We start from the raw sequence: 18,764 nt of genomic DNA, 5'->3' as shown, positions 1-18,764 counted from the left end.
AAGTCTAATGTAGGTATGCCTTACCTACAATGGTGATGTTCTTCACTGATGGGGATCGCGGGAGGATTCTGCGGAACGGCTCGAAGCGGGTAAAGTGAGCGGTCGGCTCATATGAGCCCGTATCGCACTCCTGCCATGGGACCGACCCATGGCCGCCGAGACCAGAGGAGGTGGGGCCGCGCATGCGCAAATACGAAGTCATGGTCATCATCGACCCCGACGCCGACGAACGCCAGGTTGCTCCCTTGATGGAGCGCTACCTGAAGATCATCACCAACGGTGGCGGCACCGTGGACAACGTGGACCTGTGGGGCAAGCGTCGCTTGGCCTACGAGATCCAGAAGAAGCATGAGGGCATCTACGTCGTCCTCGAGCTCACCGCCAAGCCGGATGACGTCAAGGAACTGGACCGTCAGTTCACCATCAACGAGCAGATCATGCGGACGAAGGTCATCCGCCCCGACCTGCACTGATCGCTTGCGACGGGCCGGCGTTTCCGTCGGACCGACTTGGCAAGCTGGTGTCACGCTCAACTGACTGGAGATCCTCATGGCTGGCGAAACCCAGATCACTCTCATCGGAAACCTGACCTCCGACCCGAACCTCCGCTTCACGCCCTCCGGCGCTCCGGTGGCCAATTTCCGCGTCGCTTCGACGCCGCGGACATTCGACCGCCAGACCAACGAATGGCGCGATGGTGAGGCTCTCTTCGTGGACTGCGCCGTGTGGCGTCAATACGCGGAGAATGTCGCTGAATCCCTGACCAAGGGCATGCGTGTCATCGTGCATGGCCGGTTGAAGGCGCGCTCGTACGAGACGCGCGAGGGTGAGAAGCGCACCGCGTGGGAGGTCGACGTCGACGAGGTGGGCCCGGCCCTGCGTTACGCGACCGCCCAGGTCACCCGCACCAGTGGTGGCGGTGGCGGTTACTCCAGCGGGGGTGGCGGTGGCTACTCCGGCGGGGGTGGCGGCGGCTACGGCGGCGGCAGCGGATACTCCGACGGCGGGGGTCGGAACCAGTCGGCCAATGACTGGGGTTCCAACTCCGGCCGTGGGTCCAACAACCCGAACCGTTCGGGTGGCGAGGACCCCTGGGCGTCGGCACAGTCCGACGAGCCCCCGTTCTGATCGGGCACCACACACTTTCCATCCATCAGGCACATTCCGGCGTCATGCCGGGCTCATGAAGAAGGAGCACCACAATGGCCGCAGCATCGCGTAAGCCGATGAAGCCCAAGAAGGCCGTTCCGGTCAAGAAGACCCGGATCGACCATGTCGATTACAAGGACATCAACACCCTGCGTAAGTTCATCTCCGAACGAGGCAAGATCCGCGCCCGCCGCGTGACCGGCCTCTCGGTGCAGGACCAGCGCAAGGTCGCGACCGCCATCAAGAACGCGCGTGAGGTTGCTCTGCTGCCCTACGCCTCGACCGCTCGCTGATAAGGGGGATCTGGAGATGAAGCTCATCCTCACTGCAGCCGTGGAGAACCTCGGCATCGCCGGCGACGTCGTGGAGGTCCGTGACGGTTACGCCCGCAACTTCCTGCTGCCCCGCCACTACGCGATCGCGTGGACCAAGGGCGCGGAGAAGCAGATCGAGGGCATCAAGCGTGCGCGTGACGCCCGCGAGATCCGCGATCAGGAGCATGCCGCCGAGATCCGCGACCAGCTCGAGAAGATGTCGTTGACCATCACGGTGAACGCCTCCGAGAGCGGCAAGCTCTTCGGTCGCGTCACCGCCGCCGACGTCGTCAACGCCATCAAGAAGGCCGGTGGCCCCAGCGTCGACAAGCGCGCGGTGGAGTTCACCAAGCCGGTGAAGAGCCTCGGCAGCCACATCGTCGGCGTCGACCTCCACGAGGCCGTCATCGCACACATCCCTGTGGAGGTTGTCGCGGCCTGAGTCGCGTCCACGCCTTCATCTGAAGCGGTCGATCCCCATGGGGGGTCGACCGCTTTTGGTTTTGGGGTGCGGGGGCTGGGGCCCCACCTCTACGTTCTGCCGGATAGACGCGGCCCGATGTCAAGGTGGGGCTGAGGATCCTCAGAGCAGCCCGGCTGCTCGTCCCACTTTCTGCCACCACTCCACGAGCACAGGGATCGGCGCATGGGCATTGAGGCCACTGGGTTGGGGGATGACCCATAGTTCGGCGTCGCCGATGGTTGCGTCCTGACGCCCCAGCTTGGCGTGGCGGTCCGCGAAAGCCGTCCGGTAGGCGGTGATGCCCACGACCACCACGACGCGGGGCTCGAGTTCGGCCGAGAGGCGCTGTACATGAGCCCGTCCCTGACGGAGCTCGTCGGAGGTGAGTTCGTCGGCACGCGCGGTGGCGCGGTTCACCAGGTTGGTGAGAGCCATGCCGTGGTCGTGCATCATCTGTTCATCCTCGGGCTTCAGGCCTGCGCTGGCGTCGACGCGCCACGGCGTCAGCCCCGCTTGATGCAGCGAGGGCCAGAACCGGTTTCCGGGGTGAGCGAACGGCGCATTGACCGCGGCGGTCCACAGGCCGGGGTTGATGCCCACGATGAGAATTGCGGGATCGGGGGAGAGGATGTCGTCGACCACGCCTCCGGCGAAGTCCGGCAGCTCCTCGCGGGTCGGGCGTCGACCGCCCAGGGGTGAGGTGCGCATGGAGCCATGATGCACAGAGGCCGTGAGAACAGGATTGCTGCTCCCGGGTAACCGATGGTTCTCGGTGCAACCGAGGTGTGGCATATGCAGGCGCATCGCCCGTGATCTGCGAGCCTGAACGACGCTTGGTTCCTGTGTGGGGCGGACGTGGGGAAACCAATCATTACTGATTGGTAACCTCTGGTTCGCAAGGCCAGCGAAATCTGGCATATTCGAGCCAACACGCCGCTGACAAGGGAGTCGCCATGACGGAGAACGCCAACCTCGCACTGAACCTCGACGCCACTGCAGCCCGTGTGCCCGACACGGTCGCTCTGGTCTTGGATGGCAGGACCATCACCTACGCCGAATTCGCTCAGGCCGCTCGTGCGGTCGCCGGATGGATGCGGAGCCGAGGTGTCGGCGTGGGTGACCGGGTGGCGCTCATGCTTCCCAATGTTCCGCAGTTCGCGATCATCTACTACGCCGCGATGCGCCTGGGCGCCGTGGTGGTCCCGATGAATCCGTTGTTCAAGGAACGCGAGATCCGTTACTACTTGGAGGATTCCGGCGCCTCGATGCTGTGGTGCTTCCCCAGCGACGAGGCCCAGCATGCGGTCGAGGGGACAGCGGCCGAACTTGTGCCGGTGGATCCTGCGGGGCTGTCCGGTCAGCTGGGTGAGCCCGTGGACGAGGTGGCACATCGTGAAGCCGCTGACACCGCGGTCATCCTCTACACCTCGGGGACCACGGGGCGGCCCAAGGGCGCGGAGCTGACCTACGCCAACCTGCAGACCAACAGTGCGCTCGTCATCGACACCTTGCTGCACCTGGAGTCCGACGATGTGATCATGGGATGTCTGCCGTTGTTTCACGTCTTCGGGATGACCTGCGGTCTGAACACCGCGGTCGCTTCGGGATCGACGCTGACGCTCCTGCCACGCTTCGATCCGGTCAAGGCCCTGGAGATCATCGAACGGGATGAGGTGACGATCTTCCTCGGCGTCCCCACCATGTATGGAGCGATGCTGAACAGCGCCGCTGAACTCGATCCGAAACCGGACCTGAGTCGCCTGCGCCTCGCGGTCTCCGGAGGTGCCAGCCTGCCGGTGGAACTGCTCAGGCGTTTCGAGAGCGACTTCGACTGCACCCTGCTGGAGGGTTACGGCCTGTCCGAGACCAGTCCGGTGGCGTCGTTCAACCACCCCGACGGCATCAGGAAAGCCGGTTCGATCGGGACGCCGGTGCGTGGCGTCGAGATGAAGCTTGCGAACCCCGACGGCAATGATGTGCCCGATGGGGAGATCGGTGAGATCTGGATCCGGGGCGAGGGGCTGATGAAGGGGTACTGGAATCGTCCCGACGCCACCGCCGATGCGATCACACCCGAGGGCTGGTTCCGCTCCGGTGATCTTGCCCGCCGCGATGAAGACGGTCTGTACTACATCGTCGACCGCCAGAAGGACATGATCGTGCGTGGCGGGATGAACGTGTACCCGCGGGAGATCGAAGAAGTCCTCTACGAGCACCCATCGGTGGCCGAGGTCGCGGTGGTGGGGCGTCCCGATGAACGGTTGGGGGAGGAGATCGCCGCCCACGTGGTGCTGCGTGAGGGTGCTCAGGTCACTGCGCAGGAGCTCATCGCGTTCGTGAAGGAGCAGGTCGCGCCCTACAAGTACCCGCGCGAGGTCATGCTCCTCGATGCCCTCCCCAAGGGCGCGACCGGCAAGATCCTCAAACGCGAGCTGCGGAGATCCTGAACCCTCTCCGGGGGTCGGGCGACGCCACCGCTGCTTGGCGTCCGTCCGTGGCCGTCATGCCGGCTGCACGAACCTTCGGTAGGACTCGACGATCTCGTGCACCGAGGGCGACACCGTTTCGTCGGTCAGTGTCAGCAGATCGCCGTCGACGGTCAGCGCAATGCCGTGGGGTGTGTGCGCGTGAGAGGCGTGGCGGGCCTCCATGATGTGCACGCGAGGCCAGGGGATCAGCTCTTCGCCACCCCCGGGGACCGGTCGGCGGACGCCATGGTGCGTCAGCGTCATGAGCCAGCCGTCACGCGTCGTGACCTTGGTGATCGCATGCAAGCGTCGTTGGGCCTGACGCGGCATCCACCAACCGAAGAGCACCAGATCCACCACGGTGATCGCGCCCATGATCACCGAGAGCTCGGGTTGACTGCGAAGGAAGAACACGACGAATACCACGAGGGCGGCGGCGCTGCCCAGACCCACCAGTCGCACGAGATTGAAGCTACGGCTCAGTCGTGCTGCGACATCGAGGGCGGCGTCGGTGTCGTAGTGGATTCGCAGGTCGTTCACGAAGCAGACCTTAGAGCCTTGGGCCTCCTCCTGCGAGGTGGTGCCTGTGCCCGAAGATCCCCGGCTCGACGTTGTGCCGCGCAGACGCGGCATCGGGTAGAGGTGGGGCTCAGTTGTGGGGGTCCTGAGCTTCAAGATGCTCGGGCGTGGGCGCGAAGTCGGCGATCTCGTCGGCATTGGCCCGCAGCTGGGGGTCGTTGATCAGATAGTTGCGGGTCTCGCGGACCACGAGCCCAGAGAGGATCAGCAGGCCGATGAGGTTCGGGATCGCCATGAGCCCGTTCATCACGTCAGCGAAGTTCCACACCACGGCCAGCGGGATGGTGCACCCGATATACACGACCAGTCCGAACAGGATGCGATATGGCATGACGCCACCGCGTCCCACCAGACGCTCGACGCAGCGTTCGCCGTAGTAAGCCCAGCCGAGGATGGTGGAGTAGGCGAACAGCACCAGCGCGAGAGTGACGATCCAGTGACCCCACTGGCCGGGGAGCCCGTGCGAGAAGGCCTGACCGGTCATGGTGGCCGCGACGTCCTCGCCGCCGGTCCAGGTGCCGGTGGTGATGATCACCAGACCGGTGAAGGTGACCACGACGATGGTGTCGATGAACGTCTGGGTCATCGACACCAGGCCCTGGCGCACGGGGTGGTGCGTCTTGGCCGACGCTGCGGCGATCGCTGCCGAGCCCATGCCCGACTCGTTGGAGAAGATGCCGCGGGCCACACCCATCTGGATCGCGACCATGATGGCCGACCCGACGAAGCCACCGGTGGCGGCGGTGCCGGAGAACGCGTCGGTGAAGATCTGGACGAAGGCTGCGGGGACCTGCCCGGCATTGGCGATCAGGATGTAGATGGCGCCGCCCACATAGAGCACGATCATGGCAGGGACAAGGCCAGCGGTGACCTTGCCGATCGCCTTGATCCCGCCGATCAGAACCACCAGCACCATCACCGTCAACACGATGCCGGTGACCCACATGGGCACGTTGAACGAGTGCTGCACATTCTCGGCGATGGAATTGCCCTGCGTCATGTTGCCGATACCGAATGAGGCGAGGAACGCGAACACCGCGAAGATCAAGGCCAAAGCCTTGCCGAAACCGCCGCCGACGCCCTTCTCGAGGTAGTACTGGGGACCGCCGGATTTCTCCCCGGCGGCGTCATCGGTGCGGAAACGGACGCCGAGGAACGCCTCGGTGTACTTCGACGCCATGCCCACCAGGCCGGTGCACCACATCCAGAACAGGGCGCCTGGCCCGCCGATGGCGATGGCGGTGGCGACGCCCACGATGTTGCCGGTGCCCACGGTGGCGGCCAGTGCGGTGGTCAGTGCCTGGAACTGCGAGATGTCGCCCTTGTGGTCGGCTCCCTCGTCGGACCGGTCGATCAGAGCAAGACGCAGCGCGGGAAAGAGCTTGCGGAACTGGAGGCCGGACAGCCTGATCGTCAGGAAAAGTCCGGTTCCGAGCAGGAGCGGGATGAGCAGGAATGGTCCCCACACGACGCCGCTGATGGCTTCCAAAGCGCTGTTGATCGATTCGATGACGTCCTGCATGGGCCCCCCTTGGCCTTGAATGGTGACGGCCGCAAGCTACTGGCTCACATGCGTTCCGTCCAGAGGTTCTGCAAAATAAGACGCGACGGCCCCACCACTGTGACAGTGATGGGGCCGTGGCTCTTGACCGGACGGGCCGAGTCGTACGCGCGACGCGGATCACTCCGCAGGCCGGATCAGGACGCGGATCACTCCGCAGGCAGGATCAGACCGTTGTACTCATCCTCGATGAACTTCTGGGTCTCAGGCGCCTGGAGCAGTTCCAGAAGCTTCTGGACGCGTGGGTCGTCCTTGTTCTCCTGGCGTGTCACCAGCACATTCGCATACGGGTTGCCCTCCACCTTCTCGACGCTCAGCTGGTCCTCCTTTGTGAAGTCGGCCTCGAGCGCGTAGTTGTCGTTGATGACCGCGGCGTCGACATCATCGAGGGATCGGGGAACCTGGGCGGCCTCGAGCTCCTCGAACTGCAGATTCTTGGGGTTCTCGGTGATGTCATCGGGGGTCTGGCCATCTTCGGGGAGGGTGATGAGCCCGGCATCGGCGATCACCCTGAGAGCCCGAGCCTCATTCGTGGGGTCATTGGGAACGGCGATCGTGGCACCGTCGGGGAGCGCTCCCAGATCGTCGAGCTTGTTGGAGTACACCGCCATCGGGCCCACGGTGACGCCGCTCACCGCGACCAGATCCGTTCCATGGGAGGCGTTGTACTCGTCGAGGTACGGCTCGTGCTGGAAGAAGTTGGCATCGAGTGAACCCTCGTCGAGGGCCTGGTTCGGGGTCACGTAGTCGGTGAACTCCTCGACCTCGAGCTCCAGCCCGGCCTCCTCGGCAAGCTCATCCTCCACGAAATTGAGGATCGTGCCGTGGGGCTCGGGGCTGGCGCCCACCACGAGGGGTGCGTCGGGGTCGGCGGGGTCGTTCCCACCAGCCCCGCAGCCGGTCAGTGCCAGGGCTGCGGTGAGTCCGATGGCGATTGTCGTGCTCGTTCGCCGGAGTGTTGTGCCGAAGGCGGTCATGGTTTTCTCCTGAAGTTCTGAATCGGATCGCTCGCGTCGTTTTGACGGCGATCCCGGTGTTCTTGGAAAGGCTTGGAGGCGCGGTGAACCGGGAAGAGGTGGTTCACCGCTTGGACATTCGGCGGGCCGCCCACGAGCCCGCAGACTGCACGAGACCGGTGATGAGCACCAGTTCGATCACCACGACCACCACGTACATCGGTTCGAACCGCTGGTAGCCGAAGCGCACCGCGACATCTCCCAGGCCCCCCGCGCCGATCGCGCCGGCCATGGCCGAGAAGTTGATGAGGGAGACCACTGTGGTGGAGAGGCCGAGGATCATCGCCGGCAGAGCCTCAGGGACAAGGACGGTGCGGATCACCGACCACGGGCCGCCACCCATGGACTCCACGGCCTCCACCAGACCCCCGGGGACCTCCCGAATGGCGATCTCCACCAATCGCGCGAAGAACGGGATGCCGGCGGCGGAAAGAGGGACCACCGCAGCTGTCGCGCCGATCGACGTGCCGGCGATGAAACGCGTCACCGGGATCAACGCCACCATCAGGATGATGAAGGGCAGGGAGCGTCCGATATCGACGATGATGCTGAGAGCACGGTGGGTCACTCGGCTCAGCAGACGCGACCCGCCGAGCCGGTCGAGAACGCCCCCGCGGTCGAGCACCACCAACAAGACGCCCATGGGCAGCCCGATGAGGACGGTGAACACCAGCGTCAGGCCACACATGTAGAAGGTGTCGATGGTGCCCTCGAGCACCTGTTCGGCGAGGCGAGACCAGTTCATGCAGAGTCACCCCCGTGGGAATGGTTGACCACGGCACCGACCCGCTTGAGGTCGTCGAGGAACGCCTCACGGTCACTGACTCCACGCACGAGGATGCGGACACGGCCACGCGTCCCGCCCCGTTGCTCGACGCTTCCAGCGAGCAGCGTCACCTCGCAGCGATGGCGCAGTGACAGGTCACCTACGGGAAGAGGTGAGGTGATCGCCAGATCGAGCATCCAGCCATGATCGGGACTTTCCTCGGTGACCAGGGGGAAGAGCCGTTCGGCCAGCACTGAACCGGGGTGGCCGACGAGATCAGCCACCACCCCGGATTCGACGAGTCTGCCGTTCTCCATGAGGGAGGCGCTCTGGCAGATGTTGCGGACCACCCCCATCTCGTGGGTTATCAGCAGGATCGTGAGACCGAGCTGCGCATTCAAGCGGCGCAGGAGGGCGAGGACCTGATCGGTGGTGGCCGGATCCAGTGCGCTGGTGGCTTCATCGGCCAACAGCACCGCAGGGTTCGTGGCGAGGGCACGTGCGATGCCGACACGCTGTTTCTGCCCGCCGGACAGACGTGAGGGGTGCTCGTGGAGACGTCCATGGAGGCCGACGATCTCAGCGAGTTCCTCGATGCGGTCAGGGCGGGCGGGAATCCCGGCGAGCTCCATCGACAGCGCGATGTTCCCGGCCACGGTGCGTGACGACAGGAGGTTGAAGTGCTGGAAGATCATGCCGATGTGGCGCCGGGCCGTACGTAGGGCTGCGGGGGAGAGTGTGGTCAGTTCCTGCCCGGAGACCTGCACGCTGCCGGCGTCGGGGCGTTCGAGCATGTTGACGCAGCGGATCAACGTGGACTTGCCCGCGCCGGATTGGCCCACGACGCCATGGATCGTTCCCTTGGGAACCGAGAGGTCAACGGAGTCGACCGCGTGGACGGGGCCACGGCGGCCGGGGAATGTCTTGGAGACTCCGGACAACTCGATCACAGCCCATGACCTTATCTCGCATCCACCCATAGGAAATACTTTTGAGACGATAAGTGTCTCAATGGTGTCGAGGATCACATATCGAGGCCCAGCCGCATCCAGTGATCGGTGCGCGCTCGAAGCGACAGGGTGACCCCCCGTGCCAGCATGAAGGCGGCGAAAGCCACCCACAGCCATGGCAGTGAGGCGCCCATCAGATGAACGGCGAGGGCCAACGGTGCGAATGCGATGAGCGTGATGACTCCGGCGATCGCGAGATAGCGTCCATCACCGGCGCCGATCAAGACCCCGTCCAGTACGAACACGACCCCGGACAGCGGCTGGGTGAGGGCAACCACCCACAGAGCATTGCGTACGTGGTCATGGACCGCTGGGTCGGAGGTGAACAGCCACCCGATCCATGGTGCCGCGGCTGCGATGGCAAGACCGAAAGCGATACCGGCGCCGATGCCCCAACGAACCATGAGCCTGGTCAGTTCGCGCACACGGTCGGGGTCGGAAGCGCCGAGGTGGCGTCCGATGATCGCCTGGGCAGCGATGGCCAGGGCATCGAGCGCGAATGCGAGGAGGTTCCACAGGCTCGTGGTCACCTGGTGGGCGGCCAGCGGAGCCGCTCCCATCTGTGCCGCCACGAAAGCGGTGAGCAGGATGCTCGCCCGCAGCGTGATGGTGCGCACGAACAGCCACCCTCCGTCGCGCGCCGAGGCGAGGACGCCAGCCGGGTTGAACGCGGGCCGGACACGCTCGCGTCGCATCCCTCGTAGAACGACGAGGCAGAGGGCACCGGTGGCGGCGGTCTGCGCGAGCAGTGTGCCGATGGCCGCACCGGCGATGCCCAGACCCAAGCCATAGACCAGAGCGATGTTCAAAGCGATGTTGGTGAGGTTCGCGATGACCGCGACGTAGAGGGGCGTACGGGTGTCCTGAAGGCCACGAAGGACGCCGGTGGCGGCGAGCATCACCAACATGGGGGCGAGGGCCCACCCTGTGATCGACAGATAGGTGTGGGCGGCGTCTGCGGTGGCGTGATCGACGCCAAAGGCTCCGATCACGGGCCCCAGGAATGCCACGAGCGCCACTGTCAGGGTGAATCCGATGAGCGTGGCGAGCACCATTCCGTCGAAGCCGCCGGACAGGGCCTTCGCGCGATCGCCGGCGCCGAGTCTGCGGGCCACGGTCGCGGTGGTGCCGTAGGCGAGGAAAACGCAGAGCCCGGCCAGCAGGGTCAGGATATTGGTCGACACCGCCAAGCCTGCGAGCTCGGAAGTTCCGAGGTGCCCCACCACCGCAGAGTCGGCGATCATCAGCAGCGGCTCGGAGATCAGCGTCGCGAAGGCGGGGATCGCGAGCGCGAGGATCTCACGGCTGTGGCTGCGTGAAGGTTGGGCGGACACCGGCTCACTCTAGGCATGGAGCCGAAGATGTCCACAACCGCCCACCGGATTCTTGGCGGATGGGTGGAGCCCCAGGGCCATGCCCTCGCCGGCGATCGACTGGTCGGTTGTGGACATCGGCAGTGCCTCGATCTGCGAGGCAGGCTGCTGTCGCGGTGGTTCACCGGTGGGGTACGCCAGTAGGCTGGAGTGGCGATTTAGAAGGGGTGCAGGTGAAGGTGAAGACCGATCTTCTGGTGGTGGGTTCTGGGCCCGCGGGTGCGGCTGCGGCCACATGGGCGGCGAAGCAGGGCATGGATGTGCTGTTGACCGACCGAGCGGTGTTTCCTCGCGACAAGACGTGTGGTGACGGGCTCACCCCACGTGCGGTCAAGGAACTGCAGGGCTTGGGCCTGGGGGAATGGCTCCGTGGGCACACCGTCAACCAGGGGTTGCGGGCGCACGGATTCGGCCAGCGTCTGCACCTGAAGTGGCCTGGTGGTGCCTTCCCCGACTGGGGCTCCGCTGTGGCCCGCACCGAGCTGGACGACCACATGCGCACATTGGCGATCGACTCAGGGGCCGAAGCGGTGGACGGTGCTGAAGCCATCGACGTCGTCCGGCACGGCGAACGTGTCACCGAGGTGATCTTCCGGCGAGACGGCGAACCGTGGAATGTGGAGTGCAAGCGGCTGATCGTGGCCGACGGCGTCCGCTCTCCGTTGGGGCGGATGCTCGGGCGCGAATGGCATCGCGACACCGTCTATGGGGTGGCGGGCCGCTCCTACATGGAATCGGGGATGAGCGATGATCCGTGGATCAGCTCCCACCTCGAGCTCCGCGATGAGAACGGTGAGAACCTGCCCGGGTACGGCTGGATCTTCCCTCTTGGCAATGGCCGGGTGAATGTGGGGTTGGGTGCTCTGGCGACGGCCAAGCGTCCCGCAAAGCTCGCGGTTCGTCCGTTGATCGACGTGTACGCCCGGCTGCGCCGTGAAGACTTCCAGCTCCGGGGGACCCCGCAGGACAAGGCATCGGCCCTGTTGCCGATGGGCGGTGCGGTCTCCGGTGTCTCGGGCCCGAACTGGGGCCTCATCGGGGATGCCGCCGCGTGCGTCAACCCCCTCAACGGTGAGGGCATCGACTACGGCCTCGAGACCGCGCGTCTACTGGTGGAACTGTTCACCGAGACCGACGATGTTTCAGGTGCATGGCCCGATGTGCTCACCAAGCACTACGGCGAAGGGTTTTCCATCGCGCGGCGTCTCTCCGGGCTGATCACGGTGCCGGGGCTTCTTCCCACGCTCGGGCCGATCGGCATGCGTTCGGAACCGTTGATGACGCTGGCCCTGCGCTGGATGGGCAATCTGCTCGATGAATCCGACCGCGACCTCGCCGCACGGCTGTGGCGCTGGGCCGGACGCCGCTCGGTGGCGCTCGACGCCCGGCCGCCGTTCCGCTGAGCGGCTTCGCTCGCATTTGCGGGCTGCTGAACGACACAGGAGGGAAGATTTCCCTCCTGTGTCGCTCAGGGGGAACGAAATGCGAGCGATCACCCATCGCCGTCGGGGCCCGTCCCTTTTGGCCGATCGGGTTCTGCTCAGTCGAGTAACCGTGCTCCGTTCCGCACGTTGGTCAACATCTCGGGGTGCAGCGGGGTGTCGCTGCGGAGGATGCTCAGGCTTCCGTCGGCTTCGAGGACGATGCCCTGCACTTCGTCCAGTGACCCGACCCCCGATTGGCGCAGGCGTGCCCACATGACGTGTTCGTGGAGGTGGTAGCGGCGCATGGCGCGACGATCCAGGTGTCCGTGGTCGTAGACGAGGACCGCTCGGCGATGACTCAGCAGGCCGACCCGGCGGCCGGTGCCGAAGATCGACTCGAGCAGGACGAGGGTCGCAAGGCAGGTGAGTCCTCCCAGGAGTGTGGCGTTGGGGCCGAGCATGGAACGCCCGACGATGGCGCCGAGTACCAGCACCACCGCCAGTCCGGTGCCGGAGCGGTTGGCATACAACCGTTGCCCCCAGAATCGAAGGATCACGGTGAAGGTCAGGTAGAGCACGACGGCCGAGATCAGGACCCCCGCAAGGTGCGGTGCCGAGGTGCCGATTTCCTGCCAGAGCCGTGCTGTGAAGTCCATGACCGCATGGTGCACCCACCTGCCGGGGTGGGTCCATGTGGGGTGGGATGGCCCGCCGCCTGTTGTTCCGAAAGGCGGAACAGATTCCCGAACCCGGGCGCCTAGGTCACTACTAGGGTTATGACTGGGGCACCCTAGGTGTCCCCGGGGGCAGAGTGAATGGGGAGCGGCAACGACTGCCGCCACGATCGCCATGACGGGATCAGTGCCGACGCTGCCACTGGAGGGTGTACATCATGACAATGCAGTTCGATCTGGACAACGCGATCATTGATGACCGCGAGAAGGGCATCTACCGGGCCAACCGGGCGATGTTCACCGATGAAGAGATCTTCGAGCTCGAGATGAAGTACATCTTCGAGGGCAACTGGCTCTACTTGGCGCATGAGAGCCAGCTCCCGAATCCGGGTGATTACTTCACCACCTACATGGGCCGTCAGCCCATCATGCTGACTCGCTCCAAGGACGGCGAGATCAACGGGCTCATCAACGCCTGCGCGCACCGCGGCGCGATGCTGTGCCGCAAGAAGACCGACAATCGCCTGACGATCACCTGCCCCTTCCACGGCTGGACGTTCCGCAATGACGGCAAGCTCCTCAAGGTCAAGGACCCCGACGGTGCCGGGTACCCCGCAGAGACGTTCAACGTCGACGGCTCACACGACCTCACCAAGATCCCGCGGATCGGGATCTACCGCGGCTTCATCTTCGGCAGCCTCAACCCCGACGTCCTCACGCTCGAGGAGCATCTCGGTGACACCACCAAGGTCATCGACATGCTCGTCGACCAGTCGCCCGAGGGGGTGGAGGTGCTCCGCGGTTCGTCCACCTACACGTTCGACGGCAACTGGAAGGTGCAGGCCGAGAACGGGGCCGATGGCTACCACGTGACCGCCACACACTGGAACTACGCCGCCACCACATCGCGTCGCTCCACCGGTGAGTCGAAGAACACCACCGAAACCGTGGACGCCGGAAAGTGGGGCAAGACCGGTGGTGGCTACTGGTCGTATCCCAACGGGCACCTGTGCCTGTGGACGTGGGCGTCCAACTGGGAGAATCGTCCTCTCGCGCCGATCATGGATGAGCTCAAGGAGGAGTTCGGGGACGCCAAGGGCGAGTTCATGGTCAAGGGTTCGCGCAACCTGTGTCTGTACCCGAACGTGTACCTGATGGATCAGTTCTCGACACAGATCCGTCATTTCCGTCCCATCGCGCCGAACAAGACCGAGGTGACGATCTACTGCATCGCGCCCAAGGGCGAGAGCCCTGAGGCTCGCGCGCACCGAATCCGCCAGTACGAGGACTTCTTCAACGCCTCGGGTATGGCGACGCCCGATGATCTGGAGGAGTTCCGCTCCTGTCAGTTCACCTTCCACGCCAGCAATGCGCCGTGGAACGACATGAGCCGCGGCGCCGAGCACTGGATCGACGGCCCCGACGAGGTCGCCGAATCGCTCGGGATGAGCGGTGTCCTCTCATCAGGGGCCACCAATGAGGATGAGGGTCTGTACCCGATCCAGCATGGCTACTGGCTGCAGGTCATGCGCAATGCGGTCGCCGGTGCCGACACGGCTCGGGCGGGCGCCGATCAGGCCAAGGCCGTGGCGGGCTCCGCGCACGAGCTTGCGCAGGAAGCCACCAAGACCCCGGCAAGGAAGTCGGCCGCTCGCAAGACGACCGCCAAGAAGACGACCGCGCGTAAGCGTTCCTGAGGAGCAGACACAGATGACCGAGACCACGGGCCAGCAGGTCTACATCGACCAGACCACGATCGAGCAGTTCCTCTACCGTGAGGCGCGCTATCTCGACGACCGTGAATTCGAGAAGTGGTTGGACTGCTACCACGATGACGTCGAGTTCTGGATGCCCTCATGGGATGACAACGAGGAGCTCACGCAGGATCCCCAGACCGAGATGTCCCTCATCTACTACCCGAACAAGGGTGGGCTGGAAGATCGTGTCTTCCGTATCCGCACCGAGCGGTCGAGCGCGACCTCCATCCCGGAACCGCGGACGAGTCACAACATCACCAACGTCGAGGTGATCGAGCGTCGTGGAAACCTGGTGGACATCCGTTTCAACTGGCACACGATGTATTTCCGCTACAACACGGTGGACCCCTATTACGGGACGTCCTTCTACACCATCGACTTCGGTGGGGAATCGCCGCTGATCCGCCGCAAGACCGTGGTGCTGAAGAACGACTACATCCACCACGTCGTGGACATCTACCACATCTGATCACCCTGCCCGCAGGCCGAGCCGCGTCCGGAACGACCATGCCCGGAACGACCTGTCCAGAAGGATCTGGACGCGGCCGGTCGGCCCGCCGATCCTGCCTGCGGAGCACCCGGAGAGGGAGCCATGACTGACTACAAGGTCGCACTCAACTTCGAAGACGGGGAGACCCGTTTCATCACGGTGGCCGACGACCAGAGCATCGCCGACGCCGCTTACCGGCAACGCATCAACATTCCCGTCGACTGCAATGACGGAGCCTGCGGAACCTGCAAGGCGCGCTGGGAATCCGGCGACTACGACGCCGGGGACTACGTCGAGGATGCCCTGAGCGACGCCGAGGCGGCCGAAGGATTCCTGCTGGCCTGCCAGGCCAAGCCGAAATCCAACATGGTGGTGGGCATCAACAGCACGTCCGCCATCGCGAAGACGCAGGCGCGGACGTACAGGGCCACGATCAGCGAGATTACCAAGCACAGCCCCAAGGTGATCCGATTCCGCATGTCGATCCCGAACCGGGAAGAGCTGGCGTACCTGCCGGGCCAGTACGTGAATCTGAAGGTTCCCGGCAGCGACGACACCCGTTCGTTGTCGTTTGCGAATGACCCGGAGACCGACGAACTGGAGTTCCTTGTCAAGATCGTCCCGGATGGGCTTCTCTCCACGTGGCTCGCCGAGCGGGCACAGGTGGGTGACGAGGTCGAGTTCACCGGGCCGAATGGATCGTTCTTCCTGCGTGAAGCCCACCGTCCGGTGCTCATGGTGGCCGGTGGTACCGGGCTTGCTCCGATGCTCGCGATGCTGCGCACCCTGCGTCGCTCCGGGTCGGACCGCACGGTGCATCTCGTCTACGGGGCGACCGAGGACCTCGACGTGTGCGAACTCGACACACTCGAAGAACTGGCCTCCGGACTCAAGAACTTCACGTGGGACTACGTGGTCTCCGACCCCAACACCAAAGCGAAGAACCAAGGCTTCGTGATGCCTTACATCACCGCCGACCATCTTCACGGCGGTGACACCGCGGTCTATCTCTGTGGCCCGCCGCCGATGGTCGAGGCCGTTCGCGCCTACTTCAAGGACGACCTCGCGGTGGAACCCAACGGGTTCTTCTACGAGAAATTCACTCCGAATGCCACCAGCGCCGAGAAGCCCGGTGCGCCGGCGGAGGAGTTGACCCCCGACGAGCGTCGTTCGACACCGGAGCGTCCCCCGGTGGCCACGGCCCCGCCCGTTCGCGGGGAGGCGCTGGTCGGCGATGGTTCCGGAGCGAGCGCCGCACCCGCTGCGCGACCTGCCGGCACGGGGCGTCTGCTGGAGGCCGGAGCCGAGGCTCGAGGGCTGCTCGGCACCGTCCAGTTCCCAGCGCGTGACCTTGAACCCGTCGCGGAGGCCGCCACGACGCCCGAGCCGGCCGAGGATCGACGCTCGATGCTGGGCGTGGAGCGGTTCGAGGCTCGTGGTTCTGGTGAGGTGACGCCGCTCGACGCTGACCGCGCGCTGGCCGAGGAACAGGGCACCCGAACCCTGCTGGGTGTGGAGCAGTTTCCGGCCCGTGAGGTGGAGTCCGTCGGTGGGGGCGCCCCTGCCGGCATCGCCGCCACCCATGTTCCAGGTGATGCGACGGAGGACGGTTACGAGATCGGCGAGGAGCATCCACCGGTGCACCAGTCCGACTCGGTGTTCGAGGCCCGTCTCGCACTCGAGCTGGGTGCATTGGAGATGGTGATCGGGCGTCTCGACAGCAGTCAGATCGCCGGATATCGGCTTCTCGCCAACTCGACCCTCCCGCACATCGAGGGGGATCGGTTCGTGGACCCGTTGGGGTTCATCGAGTCCAACGCGGCGTTCCACGACTATCTGTTCACCCTCACCGGCAATGACCATCTGCGTCAGGCCTATGTGCGGTTGGGCGTCAAGAACGCCATGGAGGAAGCGCTCGAACACGCCACCTGGTGCCACCCGCTGGTGGGGCAGGACCATCTCGACATCGTCGACGCCCTCGAAGCGGGGGACCGCGAACGTGCCCGTGCGCTGTTCATCGCTCACGCCGAACGATCCAAGATCACCACACGGCGGGCCTACGCCGAGGCACAGGACCGACCGAGGTTCATCACCCCGGGACGTTTCAGCGGCAAGGTGGTGCTCGTCACCGGTGCCGCCCAAGGGATCGGTGAGGCCGTCGCCAAACGCATCAGCGCCGAAGGTGGCGATCTTGTTCTTGCGGACCGCAGTGAAATCCTTCTCGAGCTGGGCGACAGGCTCACCGCAGCAGGCGGACGTGTGGTCACACAACTCGCCGATCTGGAAACCTACGCCGGTGCGCAGTCGGTCGTGCGCAGGGCGATCGACACCTTCGGGCGTATCGACGTCGCGATCCACGTGGTGGGTGGCACGATCTGGCGTCAGCCCTTCGAGCACTACACCGAGGATCAGATCGTGGCGGAGATCAACCGCTCCCTGTATCCGACGCTGTGGGGTGCCCGCGCGGTACTGCCGCACATGTACGAGCAGGGGCATGGGACCATCGTCAATGTGTCTTCCACCGCCACCATGGGTCTCAACCGTCTCCCGTACGCGGCCGCGAAGGGCGGCGTCAATGCGCTGACGCGGTCGCTCGCGTTCGAAGCGGCCGAGCACGGCGTCCGCGTCGTGGCCACCGCACCGGGCGGTACTGAAGCGCCGCCGCGCCGCATCCCGCGTGGTGGTGAACCAGAGACCGCCGAGCAGGAGGCCTGGCATCAGGTCACGGTCGATCAGACCGTCGACTCGAGTCTGCTGAAACGTTACGGAACGCTCGATGAGCAGGCGGCAGCCATCTGTTTCGTCGCCAGTGACGAGGGCTCGTACCTGACCGGTCAGATCCTGCCTGTCGCCGGCGGCGACCTGGGCTGACATGTTCAACGGCTCTCATGACGCGGACCGGCTCGGCAATCCCGCCGAGACGGTCCGCCGTCACGTGGAACGGGCTCTGGCCGGGCGGGCATCGATCCTTCTTCTGCTTGCACAGGATGTGGCCGATGCGTCAGCAGCCCTGCACACGTGGGTGGCGCCGTTGTTGGACAGGGACGATGACGGGCCCCGTTACACCCAGGTGACGGGTCTGGCGTGGGAACGGGAACAGCCCGGTGGCGTACTGGAACGGCTTGGACTGGACGTCGAGGATCCTCTGCTGGGGTTGACCGAGGGGCGTCGCGTCCTGGCGGTGAGCGAAGCCGGTGACGCCGACCCGGCGTCCTTGCAGGCCCTGTCGTCGGCTGTCCACCGGTTGGGCAGCACACCGGTCCTGGTGGTGCTGACGGCCTCCACGGCGCAGGCCCAGGCCGGTGATCTCGGTGAGATCGCGCGTGCCCACCGTGAAACGACGGTGCGTCTCGATCGACTCGACGGAGTTGGGGTGCAGGGCCTGGGCGCCAGGTTGGGAATATCGCTCGACGATCACACCGCCAGGCGTCTGGCTGACCACACGGCCGGATCGACCGCGGCGACGTTGGAGCTGTTGGAGCAGCACGACCCTGCCGAATGGCGATCCCCGGACACTCCGTTGCCTGCCACGGCGGGGGCACTGCGTCAGATCGAGGACATCTGGCTCGCAGATCCCGAGGTGCGTCCCCTCACCGAGGCGTGCGCGGCGATCGGGAGCTGGTGCACTTTCGAGGATGCGGCTGCGGTGGCCGGGCTGGGGGAGAACGCCGGTGAGGTCGTGGACCGGGCAGTCGAGCTGGGGGCATTGACCACGCGGCG

Annotated in this window: 18 protein-coding genes; 10 read left to right on the top strand and 8 right to left on the bottom strand. The window is 65.1% G+C overall.

Annotation, left to right across the window (positions count from 1 at the left end):
• Positions 1 to 182: 182 nt before the first annotated feature.
• The 4 genes from rpsF (at position 183) to rplI (ending at position 1,905) form a co-directional block, all read left to right on the top strand.
• Positions 183 to 473 carry a 30S ribosomal protein S6 gene (gene rpsF / locus FB460_RS12105; protein WP_142094467.1) on the top strand — a complete coding sequence of 97 codons (291 nt, stop codon included), beginning with the start codon at positions 183 to 185 and terminating at the stop codon, positions 471 to 473.
• Between the two features lie 76 nt (positions 474 to 549).
• Entirely contained in the window at positions 550 to 1,128 is a 579-nt protein-coding gene (locus FB460_RS12100) for a single-stranded DNA-binding protein (protein WP_142094466.1), read from the top strand.
• A 74-nt stretch (positions 1,129 to 1,202) separates the two neighbouring features.
• A complete protein-coding gene (gene rpsR / locus FB460_RS12095) occupies positions 1,203 to 1,442 on the top strand; it encodes a 30S ribosomal protein S18 (protein WP_142094465.1) in 240 nt (79 codons plus the stop codon).
• A gap of 16 nt (positions 1,443 to 1,458) precedes the next feature.
• Entirely contained in the window at positions 1,459 to 1,905 is a 447-nt protein-coding gene (gene rplI, locus FB460_RS12090; RefSeq protein ID WP_142094464.1) for a 50S ribosomal protein L9, read from the top strand.
• 141 nt (positions 1,906 to 2,046) lie between these two features.
• Here the strand turns inward: rplI and FB460_RS12085 are convergent, their stop codons facing one another.
• Positions 2,047 to 2,634 carry a mismatch-specific DNA-glycosylase gene (locus FB460_RS12085; protein ID WP_142094463.1) on the bottom strand — a complete coding sequence of 196 codons (588 nt, stop codon included), beginning with the start codon at positions 2,632 to 2,634 and terminating at the stop codon, positions 2,047 to 2,049.
• Positions 2,635 to 2,879: 245 nt separating this feature from the next.
• Here FB460_RS12085 and FB460_RS12080 point away from each other — a divergent pair, with 245 nt between their 5' ends.
• Positions 2,880 to 4,373, top strand: coding sequence for a long-chain-fatty-acid--CoA ligase (locus FB460_RS12080; protein WP_142094462.1), 1,494 nt, complete (start codon positions 2,880 to 2,882; stop codon positions 4,371 to 4,373).
• Between the two features lie 54 nt (positions 4,374 to 4,427).
• On the opposite strand, the gene FB460_RS12075 is transcribed toward FB460_RS12080, so the two are convergent.
• From FB460_RS12075 to FB460_RS12050, 6 genes are all read right to left on the bottom strand, one after another.
• The gene (locus tag FB460_RS12075) at positions 4,428 to 4,934 is read right to left on the bottom strand and encodes a hypothetical protein (protein WP_142094461.1); all 507 of its coding nucleotides are present in this window, start codon (positions 4,932 to 4,934) and stop codon (positions 4,428 to 4,430) included.
• A gap of 109 nt (positions 4,935 to 5,043) precedes the next feature.
• Positions 5,044 to 6,495: an alanine/glycine:cation symporter family protein gene (locus FB460_RS12070; RefSeq protein WP_142094460.1), complete on the bottom strand. Its 1,452-nt coding sequence runs from the start codon at positions 6,493 to 6,495 to the stop codon at positions 5,044 to 5,046.
• A 188-nt stretch (positions 6,496 to 6,683) separates the two neighbouring features.
• Positions 6,684 to 7,511 (bottom strand): MetQ/NlpA family ABC transporter substrate-binding protein, encoded by an 828-nt coding sequence (locus FB460_RS12065; RefSeq protein WP_142094459.1) that lies wholly within the window; start codon positions 7,509 to 7,511, stop codon positions 6,684 to 6,686.
• Between the two features lie 103 nt (positions 7,512 to 7,614).
• Positions 7,615 to 8,295, bottom strand: a complete 681-nt coding sequence (locus tag FB460_RS12060; RefSeq protein ID WP_142094458.1) for a methionine ABC transporter permease — start codon at positions 8,293 to 8,295, stop codon at positions 7,615 to 7,617.
• Positions 8,292 to 9,266, bottom strand: coding sequence for a methionine ABC transporter ATP-binding protein (locus FB460_RS12055; protein WP_142094457.1), 975 nt, complete (start codon positions 9,264 to 9,266; stop codon positions 8,292 to 8,294). The genes FB460_RS12060 and FB460_RS12055 overlap by 4 nt, the downstream gene beginning before the upstream one ends.
• Before the next feature lie 74 nt (positions 9,267 to 9,340).
• Complete coding sequence (locus FB460_RS12050) at positions 9,341 to 10,660, bottom strand: MATE family efflux transporter (protein ID WP_142094456.1); 1,320 nt, start codon at positions 10,658 to 10,660, stop codon at positions 9,341 to 9,343.
• 212 nt (positions 10,661 to 10,872) lie between these two features.
• On the opposite strand from FB460_RS12050, the gene FB460_RS12045 reads away from it, so the two are divergent.
• On the top strand, positions 10,873 to 12,102 hold the full coding sequence (locus FB460_RS12045; RefSeq protein WP_281281849.1) for a geranylgeranyl reductase family protein: 1,230 nt from the start codon (positions 10,873 to 10,875) through the stop codon (positions 12,100 to 12,102).
• A gap of 137 nt (positions 12,103 to 12,239) precedes the next feature.
• Here FB460_RS12045 and FB460_RS12040 read toward each other — a convergent pair whose 3' ends face one another.
• On the bottom strand, positions 12,240 to 12,779 hold the full coding sequence (locus FB460_RS12040) for a DUF421 domain-containing protein (RefSeq protein ID WP_170210090.1): 540 nt from the start codon (positions 12,777 to 12,779) through the stop codon (positions 12,240 to 12,242).
• Between the two features lie 236 nt (positions 12,780 to 13,015).
• Between FB460_RS12040 and benA the strand changes: the two genes are divergently transcribed.
• The 4 genes from benA to FB460_RS12020 form a co-directional block, all read left to right on the top strand.
• The gene (gene benA, locus FB460_RS12035; protein ID WP_142094453.1) at positions 13,016 to 14,494 is read left to right on the top strand and encodes a benzoate 1,2-dioxygenase large subunit; all 1,479 of its coding nucleotides are present in this window, start codon (positions 13,016 to 13,018) and stop codon (positions 14,492 to 14,494) included.
• Between the two features lie 13 nt (positions 14,495 to 14,507).
• Positions 14,508 to 15,023, top strand: a complete 516-nt coding sequence (benB, locus tag FB460_RS12030; protein ID WP_142094452.1) for a benzoate 1,2-dioxygenase small subunit — start codon at positions 14,508 to 14,510, stop codon at positions 15,021 to 15,023.
• 123 nt (positions 15,024 to 15,146) lie between these two features.
• Positions 15,147 to 17,915: a benzoate 1,2-dioxygenase electron transfer component BenC gene (gene benC, locus FB460_RS12025; RefSeq protein WP_142094451.1), complete on the top strand. Its 2,769-nt coding sequence runs from the start codon at positions 15,147 to 15,149 to the stop codon at positions 17,913 to 17,915.
• 1 nt (position 17,916) lies between these two features.
• Positions 17,917 to 18,764 (top strand): hypothetical protein (locus FB460_RS12020; protein ID WP_211345992.1); only part of this gene is annotated, 848 nt, incomplete at its 3' end.

The organism is Propioniferax innocua (genome assembly GCF_006716235.1).
GTDB classification, from domain to species: domain Bacteria; phylum Actinomycetota; class Actinomycetes; order Propionibacteriales; family Propionibacteriaceae; genus Propioniferax; species Propioniferax innocua.
This window is presented reverse-complemented; position numbering and strand designations above follow the sequence as displayed.

Excerpts from the sequence above, each read along its gene's own strand:
- FB460_RS12040 (WP_170210090.1), bottom strand. The coding sequence starts at position 12,779 with ATGGACTTCACAGCACGGCTCTGGCAGGAAATCGGCACCTCGGCACCG.
- rplI (WP_142094464.1), top strand. The coding sequence starts at position 1,459 with ATGAAGCTCATCCTCACTGCAGCCGTGGAGAACCTCGGCATCGCCGGC.
- FB460_RS12060 (WP_142094458.1), bottom strand. The coding sequence starts at position 8,295 with ATGAACTGGTCTCGCCTCGCCGAACAGGTGCTCGAGGGCACCATCGAC.
- FB460_RS12080 (WP_142094462.1), top strand. The coding sequence starts at position 2,880 with ATGACGGAGAACGCCAACCTCGCACTGAACCTCGACGCCACTGCAGCC.
- benA (WP_142094453.1), top strand. The coding sequence starts at position 13,016 with ATGACAATGCAGTTCGATCTGGACAACGCGATCATTGATGACCGCGAG.
- FB460_RS12065 (WP_142094459.1), bottom strand. The coding sequence starts at position 7,511 with ATGACCGCCTTCGGCACAACACTCCGGCGAACGAGCACGACAATCGCC.
- FB460_RS12100 (WP_142094466.1), top strand. The coding sequence starts at position 550 with ATGGCTGGCGAAACCCAGATCACTCTCATCGGAAACCTGACCTCCGAC.
- rpsF (WP_142094467.1), top strand. The coding sequence starts at position 183 with ATGCGCAAATACGAAGTCATGGTCATCATCGACCCCGACGCCGACGAA.
- FB460_RS12085 (WP_142094463.1), bottom strand. The coding sequence starts at position 2,634 with ATGCGCACCTCACCCCTGGGCGGTCGACGCCCGACCCGCGAGGAGCTG.
- rpsR (WP_142094465.1), top strand. The coding sequence starts at position 1,203 with ATGGCCGCAGCATCGCGTAAGCCGATGAAGCCCAAGAAGGCCGTTCCG.
- FB460_RS12070 (WP_142094460.1), bottom strand. The coding sequence starts at position 6,495 with ATGCAGGACGTCATCGAATCGATCAACAGCGCTTTGGAAGCCATCAGC.
- benC (WP_142094451.1), top strand. The coding sequence starts at position 15,147 with ATGACTGACTACAAGGTCGCACTCAACTTCGAAGACGGGGAGACCCGT.
- benB (WP_142094452.1), top strand. The coding sequence starts at position 14,508 with ATGACCGAGACCACGGGCCAGCAGGTCTACATCGACCAGACCACGATC.